Genomic DNA, 11627 nt, shown 5'->3' with positions numbered 1-11627 from the left:
GTCACCGGCGTTTGTGCACAAGCCCTTGAAACTGTTCGTTTTTTAGCCAGCCGGCGAAGAGCCACGGCCCGCCTGGGCCGGACGCGGGTCTCTACAGGTTATCCACAGGCCCATGCAAGATTTCCATGCATAACCTTGTGGGCAACTATTCCTCGCTGCGTAGTTCCAGTTCCACCATCAAGTCGTCGGCCAGGGTTTCCAGCGCCGCCTGCAAGGTTTCCAGCGGCAGCGTCAACGGCACCGCCAGCAGGGCTTCGGCGTGGAACAGCAGGTCGCTGCTCATGGGCGCCGGGCGCACGTCGGTGATCAAGCGCTCCAGGTTGACGCCCTGCTTGCTGAGCAGCGCGGTGATGTCGCGAACAATCCCCGGCCGGTCGTTACCGACCAGTTCCATCGCGATGGGTTGCGACTCGCTGGGGGCGAGCGAACTGCTTTCGCCCAGCAGCACGCGAATGCCGTGGGTGGACAAGTCTTCCAGCGCGCCAATCAAGTCCAGCCGATTTTCCGCCGGCACGCTCACCCGCAAAATCCCGGCAAACTGCCCGGCCATGTGCGCCATGCGGCTTTCCAGCCAGTTGCCGCCATGGGCGGCGATGCATTGGGCGATGCGTTCGACCACACCGGGTTTGTCCGGGGCGATGACAGTCAGTACGAGATGGTCCATGGTGTCGTCCTCTTCTTATGAAAATCAGGTAGGAACCAGGCGTTCCCCTCGTACCTACCAAGGTGGACTCAGGTAGCCACGAAAACAAATCGTGTACCATTTTTATATTTATATGGAACAATCCAATAGTTTTTTGAGAACATCCCGTACCCCACTGTGACCGTACGACCAAAGTGGGTCGCTAAACGACGTATTTAGTCTAATTTTCACAACCGCAACTCATCATGTAGTATGCCCAATCGCGCACTACATAACGTTAGGTCGATGTCTGCCAAGGCAACCACGCACCGCGACGCAGCCCGCCCAGCCGCCTTCTACGGCATGTACTGGTGCAGCGTGTTCACGGTTTACATGGCCAGAGGCTTCATTGGTAAATTGAAAAGCTGAAAAGCGCATAAGCTCCGCAGAGTGAGGCAAGCAATGACTGAACACGTTCAAGTCGGTGGCCTGCAGGTCGCCAAAGTCCTGTTCGACTTCGTGAACAACGAAGCCATTCCTGGTACCGGCATTACCGCCGACCAGTTCTGGGCCGGTGCCGACAAGGTCATCCACGACCTGGCGCCGAAGAACAAAGCCCTACTCGCCAAACGCGACGATTTTCAAGTGCGGATCGACACCTGGCACCAGGCACACGCCGGCCAGGCACACGACGCCGTGGCCTACAAAGCCTTCCTTCAAGATATCGGATACCTGCTGCCAGAAGCCGCGGATTTCCAGGCCTCGACCCAAAACGTCGATGAAGAAATTGCCCACATGGCCGGCCCGCAGCTGGTAGTGCCGGTGATGAACGCCCGTTTCGCCCTCAACGCTTCGAATGCGCGCTGGGGCTCACTGTATGACGCGCTGTATGGCACCGACGCCATCAGCGAAGCCGACGGCGCCGAAAAGGGCAAAGGCTACAACAAGGTGCGTGGCGACAAAGTCATCGCCTTCGCCCGCGCCTTCCTTGACGAAGCCGCGCCATTGGCTGCCGGCAGCCACGTGGACTCCACTGGCTACAAGATCGTCGACGGCAAGCTCGTGGTCAGCCTCAAGGGCGGCAGCAACAGCGGCCTGCGCAGCGATGCCCAGTTGATCGGCTACCAGGGCGACGCAGCCAAGCCGACTGCCATACTGCTGAAGCACAACGGCCTGCACTTCGAAATCCAGGTCGACGCCAGCACCCCGGTCGGCCAGACCGACGCCGCCGGCGTGAAAGACGTGCTGATGGAAGCCGCCCTGACCACCATCATGGACTGCGAAGACTCCGTCGCCGCCGTCGATGCCGATGACAAGGTGGTGATCTACCGCAACTGGCTCGGCCTGATGAAGGGCGACCTGTCGGAAGAAGTCGCCAAGGGTGGCAAGACCTTTACCCGCACCATGAACGCCGACCGCGTCTACACCGGTGCCGACGGCAAGGAAGTGACCCTGCACGGTCGTTCGCTGCTGTTCGTGCGTAACGTTGGCCACTTGATGACCATCGACGCGATCCTCGACAAGGATGGCAACGAAGTGCCGGAAGGCATTCTCGACGGCCTGCTCACCAGCCTGTCGGCGATCCACAGCCTTAACGGCAACACCCGCCGCAAGAACAGCCGCACCGGTTCGGTGTACATCGTTAAACCGAAAATGCACGGCCCGGAAGAAGCCGCGTTCACCAACGAGCTGTTCGGTCGCATCGAAGATGTGCTGAAGCTGCCGCGCAATACGCTCAAAGTCGGGATCATGGACGAGGAGCGCCGTACCACGGTCAACCTCAAGGCCTGCATCAAGGCCGCCAGCGAGCGCGTGGTGTTTATCAACACCGGCTTCCTCGACCGTACCGGCGACGAGATCCACACCTCCATGGAAGCCGGCGCGATGGTGCGCAAGGCCGCCATGAAGGCTGAGAAGTGGATCGGCGCCTACGAAAACTGGAACGTGGACATCGGCTTGAGCACCGGCCTGCAAGGCCGCGCACAAATCGGTAAAGGCATGTGGGCGATGCCCGACCTGATGGCCGCCATGCTGGAGCAGAAGATTGCTCACCCGCTGGCCGGCGCCAACACGGCGTGGGTTCCTTCGCCGACGGCGGCTGCGCTGCATGCGCTGCACTACCACAAGGTTGACGTGTTCGCCCGCCAGGCCGAACTGGCCAAGCGCGAACGTGCTTCGGTAGACGATATCCTGACCATTCCCCTGGCCCAGAATACCGATTGGTCCGACGAAGAAATCCGCAACGAGCTGGACAACAACGCCCAGGGCATCCTCGGTTACGTGGTGCGCTGGATCGACCAGGGCGTGGGTTGCTCGAAAGTCCCGGACATCAACGACGTCGGGCTGATGGAAGACCGCGCCACCCTGCGTATCTCCAGCCAGCACATTGCCAATTGGTTACGCCACGGCATCGTCAATGAAGCCCAGGTGATGGAAAGCCTCAAGCGCATGGCGCCGGTGGTGGACCGTCAGAACGCCGGGGATGCGCTGTACCGCCCGCTGGCTCCGGATTTCGACAGCAACATCGCGTTCCAGGCAGCGGTGGAGTTGGTGATTGAAGGGACCAAGCAACCGAACGGCTATACCGAGCCGGTGTTGCACCGTCGGCGTCGGGAGTTCAAGGCCAAGAATGGTCTGTGAGTAAGCGCTAGAAACGAAAAAGCCCTGACCTATCGATCAGGGCTTTTTTGTTTGGGATGTCAATCGGACTCAACGGTGTAGTTCCCATTAAGCGTGACCGTTCCTCCGTCCGATTCAAACGTTACGTTTGTAAGTTTCCCGATGTGCTTGAAGGTAGTACCGGACTCCGGACGATCGACCAGCACATTGAGGTCACCCAGCACAGGCTGATGGTATGAATGGCCGTCGGCATCGCGGTAGGTGACATTAAGAAGTGGAGCTTGCCGATGATGCGGCCCGGCTTTCAAGTCGCTTCCGTAGTAGATACGAACACTCTCAACTGCACCGTCCAAAGCGCTCCAGGAGAGATAGCCAAAGACGTCTGTAGGCACAAATACATGACTCAAGGTGCCATCTCGCGAAACTTCAATACGAGCATCACCACTGCTTAAAGTCTTGGCCTTGTGCAGTTCTTTCTCATCGATATTGAATTTTTCAGTACTCATGATGAACTCCTGTCCACAAATTGATTAGGTGCAGGCCTGCGACCCACCCCCTCCTAATCAGTAAACATGCGAAGTTCGATACTTTCCTACTGTCAGAATTGACAGTTCTTCGCGAAATCAGACCAATGGCACCGTCTAGGACGCCATCCCCAACTCCCGCTTCACCATTTTCGCCAGCTTCACGCTATCAATCGGCTTGAGCAAAAAGTCCACCACGCTCAAATGCATCGCATCAATCACATCCGGCGCTTCGGCGTCACCCGACATGATGATGATCGGCAGCGCCGCCCGGGTGGATTCGCGCACCTGGCGAATCAATTGCAGCCCGTTGCTCGGCGTCATGCGCAGGTCGGTGATCAGCAAGCCGATGGAGCTGCTGGAACTCAACAAGTCCCATGCAGCCTCGCCGCTGTCGGCGGTCATGCAACGAATGCCGTCCAGGCCAAGAATTTCTGCCAACAGTTCGCGCGCGTCCTTGTCGTCATCCACGATCAAAACCCGTTGTGGCGGCAAATCCGGCTCCTGCATAACAGCACTCAGGGCCTCGCGCTCGGCATCACTCAAAATATCGTGGTCGGACATACGTTTCTCGGCAGTTCTATTCAATCTCCCAGCACAGAAGTCAGACATCGCCGGAAGGGCGAACAATGTGCACTTCGTCGGAAAGTTTGCCTAGTGGGCGTTCTACGGGGTTTGGACGATATTCATGTAAGGTTTTTCCCTAGTCGTGGAAGGCATAACGCTACCTAGACTTACGTCCAATGGGCACCCGCAGCGCAGGAGTCGACCATGGGGCACGATAACGACAAAAAAACTGCGGTCATAGGTATGAGTAAAGCTGATGCTTTCACACAAGCGGGGAAAACCGCTGTGTTGCAGAACATCCACGGCACCCTGCAATTCCTGCAACGCTTCCCGCCGTTCAACCAAATGGAAAACGCCCACCTGGGATTTCTGGTAGAGCAGTGTCAATTGCGCTTCTACGGCCCCGGCGAGAGCATCCTCAAGCCCTCGGGCGGGCCGGTGGAACACTTCTATATCGTCAAGCAGGGGCGCGTAGTCGGCGAGCGGCCGGACTCGACAGAAACCACCTTTGAAATCACCACCGGTGAATGTTTTCCGCTGGCGGCGCTGCTGGGGGAGCGGGCCACCCGTACCGAGCACAAAGCCGCCGAAGACACCTTCTGCCTGCAACTGAACAAGCCGGCCTTTATCAAGCTGTTCGCCCTTTCCAGCGCGTTTCGCGACTTTGCCTTGCGCGGCGTGAGCAGCTTGCTGGACCAGGTCAACCAGCAAGTCCAGCAAAAGGCCGTGGAAACCCTCGGCACCCAATATTCGCTGAACACCCGCCTGGGCGAATTGGCCATGCGTCACCCGGTCACCTGCAGCCCGCTGACGCCGCTGCGTGAAGCGGTCACGCAAATGCACGAGCAACAAGTGGGCAGCATTGTGATCGTGGATGAGCACAAGGCGCCCCTGGGGATTTTCACCCTGCGGGACCTGCGCCAGGTGGTGGCCGACGGCACCAGTGATTTCAACCAGGGCATCGAGCGCCATATGACCCAGGCGCCGTTTTTCCTCACGCCGGACCACAGCGCCTTCGACGCGGCGATTGCGATGACCGAACGGCATATCGCCCACGTGTGCCTGGTCAAGGATCAGCGCCTGTGTGGCGTGGTGTCCGAGCGTGACCTGTTTTCCCTGCAGCGGGTTGACCTGGTGCACCTGGCGCGCACCATCCGCAATGCACCCAGGGTCGAAAACCTGGTGGCGATTCGCGGCGAAATCGGCCAGTTGGTGGAGCGCATGCTCGCCCACGGCGCGTCGTCTACGCAGATCACCCACATCATCACCTTGCTCAACGATCACACGGTGTGCCGTGTCATCGAGTTGACCCTGGCCGACAAGGGCGACCCGGGCGTGCCATTCAGCTGGCTGTGTTTCGGCAGCGAGGGCCGCCGCGAGCAGACGCTGTATACCGACCAGGACAACGGCATCCTGTTCGAAGCCCGGGACGCCGCCGAAGCCGCCGAGATTCGCGGGCGCCTGCTGCCGCTGGCACAACAGATCAACCAGAGCCTGGCGCTGTGCGGCTTCAGCCTGTGCAAGGGCAATATCATGGCCGGTAACCCGGAGCTGTGCCTGTCCCGGGCGGAATGGGCGCGGCGCTTTGCCGGGTTTATCCGTGAGGCGACGCCGGAGAATCTGCTGGGTTCGAGCATCTATTTTGATTTGCGGGTGGTGTGGGGCGATGAGCAAGGGTGCGAGCAATTGCGCCAGGGCATTCTCGACCAGGTGGCAGACAACCGTTTGTTCCAGCGCATGCTGGCCGAGAACGCGTTGCGCCAGCGCCCGCCGGTAGGGCGCTTCCGGGATTTTGTGTTGACGCGCAAAGGCGCCGACAAGGCAACCCTCGACCTCAAGGTGCAAGGCCTCACGCCATTTGTCGACGGTGCCCGTCTGCTGGCATTGGCCAACGGCATCAGCGCCATCAACACCCTGGAGCGCTTGCGCCAACTGGTGGCCAGGGAAGTCATCGAACGCCTTGATGGCGCCGCCTATGAAGAGGCCTATCACTTCATCCAGCAAACCCGCATGCAACAACACCAACTGCAAACCCGCGAGAACCTGCCCTACTCCAACCGCGTCGATCCCGACAGCCTCAACCACCTCGACCGGCGCATCCTGCGCGAATCCCTGCGCCAGGCCCAACGCCTGCAAGGCAGCCTGACGTTGCGGTATCAGCTGTGAACTGGTTTGGCTGGTTGCGCAAACCCAAACCTGGCCTGGATGCGGCACAACAACGGCGCGTCGAACAATTGCCCACACCTGGGGAGCTGGGGGACGGATCGCTGCGGGCCCAGCGCTGGGTGGTGGTGGACCTGGAAACCAGCGGCCTGAACCTCAATCGTGACCAGGTGCTTTCGATTGGCGCCGTGGTGATCGAGGACGGCGCAGTGGACTTCTCGCAATTGTTCGAACGCACCCTGCACCGGGCCGAGACCAAGCTCAACCCCAGCGTGCTGATCCATGGCCTGGGGCCCAGCGCCATTGCGGCGGGCAGTGACCCGGCAGAAGCGCTGATGGACTTCATGGAGTTCGTCGGCGACAGCCCGCTGCTGGCGTTTCATGCGCCCTTCGATCAACACATGCTGTGCCGGGCACTCAAGGACAGCCTGGGCTATCGCTTGAACCACCCGTTCCTGGACGTGGCCGACATCGCCCCGCTGCTGTGCCCCGACGCCAACATCCGCGAAGCCGGGCTGGATGACTGGATCACGCATTTCAAGCTGCAAGTGGGCGAGCGTCACCATGCCAGTGCGGATGCGCTGGCAACGGCGGAACTGATGCTGATTTTGTTCAGCCGCGCACGGCAGCAGCAGATCGATAGCCCGCACGCGTTACAACAGCGCCTGGGCCAATGGAAACGCCGCAAGCAAGCGCCCTCATTCTAATGGTGGCGAGGGAGCTTGCTCCCGCTGGGGTGCGAAGCGCCCCCAAATCAGCCAACCCCTTTCCAACTGAATAAATGCATTGCCTGGATTACGACTGCTGCGCAGCCGAGCGGGAGCAAGGTCCCTCGCCACAGTAAGCGGCATCACCATGATAGATAGCATTACGCCGCCGCCCGACCAACGCCAATTGCACCCGCCTTACACCTCTGCCACAATCGCGAATAATTCTCGTTAGTTTAAACTTTCCGATCGGTGTCGCCTTGTCGTCAATCCAAAGTCCCCACAGTGAGCTTGTTGGCGCGTTGTACCGCGACCATCGCAGCTGGCTGTTGGCGTGGCTGCGACGCAACGTGGCCTGCCCCAGCCGCGCCGAAGACCTCAGCCAGGACACCTTCATGCGCCTGCTGGGCCGTGAAGAACTGCGTGAACCCCGCGAGCCGCGGGCGTTTCTGGTGGCCATCGCCAAGGGCCTGCTGTTCGATTATTTCCGCCGCGCCGCGCTGGAACAGGCTTACCTCACCGAACTGATGCTGATCCCGGAAAGCGAGCACCCGTCCCCGGAAGAACAGCAACTGATCCTCGAAGACCTCAAGGCCATCGACCGCCTGCTGGGCAAACTCTCGAGCAAGGCCCGCGCGGCCTTCCTCTACAACCGCCTCGACGGCATGGGCCACGCCGAAATCGCCCAGCGCCTGGGGGTTTCCGTGCCGCGGGTGCGGCAATACCTGGCACAGGGTATCCGCCAGTGCTACATCGCCCTGTATGGCGAGCCGCTGTGAGCCCGGTCAGTTCCAAGCCGGTGTCGGCGCGGGTGCTCGACGCGGCCATTGCCTGGCAACTGTCCCTCGACTCGGGCGACGGCAGTGCCGTGGAGCAGGAAGAATTCGCCAAATGGCTGGCCAGCAACGAAGAACACGCCCGCGCCTGGCGCCAGTTGGGCATGCTCGATCAGCGTTTCAGTGTGGCCTCGGGCCCGGCCCGTGCGGCATTGCTGCAGTCACGCGAAGGCATTCGCCGCCGCGTGCGCAAGCTCGGCAGCGGCTTGGCCAGTGTGGTGCTGGTGTGCGGCCTGGCATTGTTCGTCGGCCAGCGCTACGTGCCGCTCAACTATTGGCTGGCCGACCAGCGCACCGCCACCGGTGAACAGCGCACCCTGAAGCTGGCGGATGGCACCGTGATCAACCTCAACACCCACAGCGCCATTGACGTGCGCTTTGACGAGAAACGTCGGCTGATCGTATTGCAGGAAGGCGAGATCCTTGTCGAAACCGGCCACAACGACGCCCGCCCGTTTTTTGTCGAAACCCGCGAAGGCAGCCTGCGCGCCCTGGGCACACGGTTTATCGTCAAGCGCGAGGAAGATGGCACCCGCCTCAGCGTGTTGAAGTCTGCCGTCGGCGCACAGCCTGAAGCGCTGCATCAAGAGCAGATCTTCAAGGAAGGCCAGCAAGTGCTGATGCGCCGCGACAGCCTCGGCCCGATGCTTGCCGTCAGCCCCGGCACCGACGCCTGGACGCGCGGCATGCTGGTGGTGGACAACGCGCGGCTCGGCGATGTGGTTGCCGAACTGAGCCGCTACCGCACCGGTTACCTGGGTGTGGATAAACAGGTGGCCGACCTGCGGATCACCGGCAGCCTCCCGCTGCACGACACCAACCTGGCGCTGAATGCACTGCTGCCGACCTTGCCGGTGCAGATTCAACAACACACGCCGTGGTGGGTGACGGTGGCGCCCAAGCCGTAGGCTCCTGTGGTGCATAGGCCATTGTCATCGCAGGCAAGCCAGCTCCCACAGGTGGAATGCGTTCCCCTGTGGAGCTGGCTTGCCTGCGATGAGGCCCTCAAAAACAGCACTCACCCACTAATAGAAATTATTTTCATCGAGCCCTATCACTTTTTGCATCTCGCTCGGCACATAGGCAATTGAGAAATATTTCCATTCAGGAGCCGCCCTATGTCCCGCACGCTAGACACCTTGTTGCGCCCCAGCCTGTTGGCCGTGGCCATTGCCCTCAGCGCCCCGCTGGCCAGCACCCAGTTGCTCGCCGCCGAACAAGCGTCCAGTGTGCGCGCCTACAATCTGCCGGCAGCGTCGCTGGCCACCACCCTGAACCAGATCGCCAGCCAGGCCGGTTTGGCGCTGACGCTGAACCCGGGGTTGGCAGCGGGCAAGACTTCCGCGCCGGTAAAAGGGCAATTCGATGCACAAGGCGCATTGCGTGAAGCGTTGCGCGGGACCGGGCTGCAACTGGAGCAAAGCAGTGCAGGCACGTTCAGCCTGGTAGCGATCCCGGATGGGGTCGTGGCATTGCCGGAGACCAGCATTACCGGCCAGGCCGACGCGGAAAGCGCATGGGGGCCGGTTGACGGTTACCTGGCGACCCGCACCGCTGCCGGCACCAAGACCGATACCGCACTGGTCGAAGCCCCGCGTTCGATTTCCGTCGCCACTCGCCAGCAAATGCAGGACCGCAACGTCCAGAACCTGGATGACGCCGTCAAATACATGCCCGGTATCGTGTCCGCCAGCTACGGCAGTGACACCCGCTACGACTGGATGCGTGTACGCGGCTTCGAACCCACCCAGTTCCTCGACGGCCTGCCGCTGCCACGCGGCGTGTATGCCAACCCGAAAGCCGAAACCTGGAACCTCGACCGCCTTGCGCTGCTGCGTGGGCCGGCCTCGTCGGTCTACGGCCAGACGCCACCGGGTGGCCTGCTGGATATGGTCAGCCGACGTCCAAGTGCCGAGTCGAGCAATGCCATCCAGGTGCAGTACGGCAGCGACAACTACCGCCAGATCAACTTCGCCAGCACCGGCAAGATCGATGATGAAGGCCAGTTTCTCTACGGACTCAGCGGTGTGGTGCGCGACGCCGGCACCCAGGTCGATCACATCGACAACAAGCGCTACAACATCGCCCCCAGCCTGACCTGGAATATTGATACCGACACCAAGCTGACGTTCCTGTCGCAGTTCACCCGCGACGATACCGGTGCTACCAGTCAGTTCCTGCCCATTGTCGGCACCAAGATCAAATCGCCGCTGGGGGACATCTCTCATCACAAGAACCTCGGCGACCCGGACTACGAGTACTACGACCGCACCTACTACGCGCTGGGCTACGCCTTCGAGCATCGCTTCAACGATACCTGGCAGTTCAAGCAGAACCTGCGTTACACCAAGTCGGAGCTGGCTTTCCAGCAGCTGACCGTGGGTTCCTATGGTTACTCGACCATTGATGCCGAGGGTAATACCAGCCGCGGGTCGACCAACGTCGACGAAAGCATCGGCCAGTTCGCCGTCGACAACAATTTCCAGGCTGACTTCGCCACCGGTGATATCACCCACACGCTGTTGCTCGGCCTGGATCACCAGCGCACCGACACCTCGTACCTGTCGATCTTCGGTGACGGCGGCACAGTCAACCTCTACAACCCCGTCAACACCAAGCCGGTGGTGCGTCCGGCGCGCTCCACCGCTTATTACGACTACAACCAGAAAACCATCCAGACTGGCCTTTACGCCCAGGACCAGATGGCCCTGGACAAGTGGCGCCTGACCCTCGGCGGGCGTGAAGACTGGGTGCACCAAGGCACCACCTACTTCAACAAAAACGATGCAACCAATACCGACCGCAGCAAGAACTTCAGTGGCAACGCCGCGCTGAGCTATGTGTTCGATTCGGGCTTCGTTCCGTACCTCTCCTACGCCGAATCGTTCCAGCCAGCGAGTAACGCCAGCGTCTCGCCAACCGAGTCGTACAAACCCACCGAAGGCAAGCAATGGGAATTGGGGGTCAAGTACCAACCACCCGGCTCAAATACCCTGCTGAGCGCCGCGGTGTACGACCTGACCCAAAAGAACGTGCTGGTTACCAGCTTCGGTGCCGGTGGCCAGTCGATCACCGACCAGACCGGCGAAGTGAAGGTCAAGGGCCTGGAATTGGAAGCTGTCTCTGACGTGACCGAGAACCTTAAGGTCATCGCGGCATACACCCTGGCCAAATCCGAAGTGCAAAAAGGCCAATACAAAGGCAACCGCCTGCAACTGATGCCAAACCAGCAAGCCTCACTGTGGACCGACTACACCTGGCACGCCGGTGTGCTCGACGGTTTCGGCATTGGCGCGGGTGCCCGTTACACCGGCAATACCTATGGCGACCAGGGCAACACCTGGCTGGGCAAGGCCAATGCCTACACCGTGTTCGATGCCTCCGTGCATTACGACCTCGGCCGCCTGGACAACAGCCTCAAGGGGGCTTCGGTGAAACTGAATGCCACCAACCTGTTCGACAAGGACTACATTTCCACCTGCGATGCTTCCTACTGCTACTACGGCGACCAACGCAGCGTCGTCGCCAGTGCCACCTACCAGTGGTAATCGGCTGAGTTAACAACCGGGCCGCCCCCGTGGGCGGCTTC

At 60.7% G+C, this 11627-nt stretch carries 9 protein-coding genes; 6 read left to right on the top strand and 3 right to left on the bottom strand.

Going from position 1 to position 11627, the window contains the following annotated elements; all coding sequences use genetic code 11:
- Window positions 1–145 precede the first annotated feature (145 nt).
- Complete coding sequence (locus HX817_RS22845; RefSeq protein ID WP_003211081.1) at window positions 146–664, bottom strand: glycine cleavage system protein R; 519 nt, start codon at window positions 662–664, stop codon at window positions 146–148.
- A gap of 420 nt (window positions 665–1084) precedes the next feature.
- Between HX817_RS22845 and HX817_RS22840 the strand changes: the two genes are divergently transcribed.
- Complete coding sequence (locus HX817_RS22840) at window positions 1085–3262, top strand: malate synthase G (RefSeq protein WP_087694745.1); 2178 nt, start codon at window positions 1085–1087, stop codon at window positions 3260–3262.
- A gap of 59 nt (window positions 3263–3321) precedes the next feature.
- On the opposite strand, the gene HX817_RS22835 is transcribed toward HX817_RS22840, so the two are convergent.
- Together HX817_RS22835 and HX817_RS22830 are read right to left on the bottom strand one after the other, a co-directional pair.
- Entirely contained in the window at window positions 3322–3747 is a 426-nt protein-coding gene (locus HX817_RS22835; RefSeq protein ID WP_177041262.1) for a hypothetical protein, read from the bottom strand.
- Between the two features lie 135 nt (window positions 3748–3882).
- The gene (locus HX817_RS22830) at window positions 3883–4329 is read right to left on the bottom strand and encodes a response regulator (RefSeq protein WP_003211086.1); all 447 of its coding nucleotides are present in this window, start codon (window positions 4327–4329) and stop codon (window positions 3883–3885) included.
- A 246-nt stretch (window positions 4330–4575) separates the two neighbouring features.
- On the opposite strand from HX817_RS22830, the gene HX817_RS22825 reads away from it, so the two are divergent.
- The 5 genes from HX817_RS22825 (at window position 4576) to HX817_RS22805 (ending at window position 11586) form a co-directional block, all read left to right on the top strand.
- Window positions 4576–6498 (top strand): putative nucleotidyltransferase substrate binding domain-containing protein, encoded by a 1923-nt coding sequence (locus tag HX817_RS22825; RefSeq protein WP_003211088.1) that lies wholly within the window; start codon window positions 4576–4578, stop codon window positions 6496–6498.
- Window positions 6495–7202 carry a 3'-5' exonuclease gene (locus HX817_RS22820; protein ID WP_177022302.1) on the top strand — a complete coding sequence of 236 codons (708 nt, stop codon included), beginning with the start codon at window positions 6495–6497 and terminating at the stop codon, window positions 7200–7202. Before HX817_RS22825 ends, HX817_RS22820 begins: the two co-directional genes overlap by 4 nt.
- A 260-nt stretch (window positions 7203–7462) precedes the next feature.
- Window positions 7463–7981, top strand: a complete 519-nt coding sequence (locus HX817_RS22815; RefSeq protein ID WP_010167452.1) for an RNA polymerase sigma factor — start codon at window positions 7463–7465, stop codon at window positions 7979–7981.
- Window positions 7978–8946 (top strand): FecR family protein, encoded by a 969-nt coding sequence (locus tag HX817_RS22810; protein WP_177041261.1) that lies wholly within the window; start codon window positions 7978–7980, stop codon window positions 8944–8946. Before HX817_RS22815 ends, HX817_RS22810 begins: the two co-directional genes overlap by 4 nt.
- Before the next feature lie 210 nt (window positions 8947–9156).
- Complete coding sequence (locus tag HX817_RS22805) at window positions 9157–11586, top strand: TonB-dependent siderophore receptor (RefSeq protein WP_177041259.1); 2430 nt, start codon at window positions 9157–9159, stop codon at window positions 11584–11586.
- The last annotated feature ends 41 nt before the right edge of the window (window positions 11587–11627 follow it).

The sequence above is a fragment of the Pseudomonas sp. C6002 genome (assembly GCF_013385805.1).
Taxonomy (GTDB): Bacteria; Pseudomonadota; Gammaproteobacteria; order Pseudomonadales; family Pseudomonadaceae; genus Aquipseudomonas.
The sequence above is the reverse complement of the archived record's forward strand: the minus strand, read 5'-3'. Positions and strand labels throughout refer to the sequence as shown.

Coding starts and splice junctions, on each gene's coding strand:
- HX817_RS22845 (WP_003211081.1), bottom strand. CDS start 664: ATGGACCATCTCGTACTGACTGTCATCGCCCCGGACAAACCCGGTGTG.
- HX817_RS22840 (WP_087694745.1), top strand. CDS start 1,085: ATGACTGAACACGTTCAAGTCGGTGGCCTGCAGGTCGCCAAAGTCCTG.
- HX817_RS22835 (WP_177041262.1), bottom strand. CDS start 3,747: ATGAGTACTGAAAAATTCAATATCGATGAGAAAGAACTGCACAAGGCC.
- HX817_RS22830 (WP_003211086.1), bottom strand. CDS start 4,329: ATGTCCGACCACGATATTTTGAGTGATGCCGAGCGCGAGGCCCTGAGT.
- HX817_RS22825 (WP_003211088.1), top strand. CDS start 4,576: ATGAGTAAAGCTGATGCTTTCACACAAGCGGGGAAAACCGCTGTGTTG.
- HX817_RS22805 (WP_177041259.1), top strand. CDS start 9,157: ATGTCCCGCACGCTAGACACCTTGTTGCGCCCCAGCCTGTTGGCCGTG.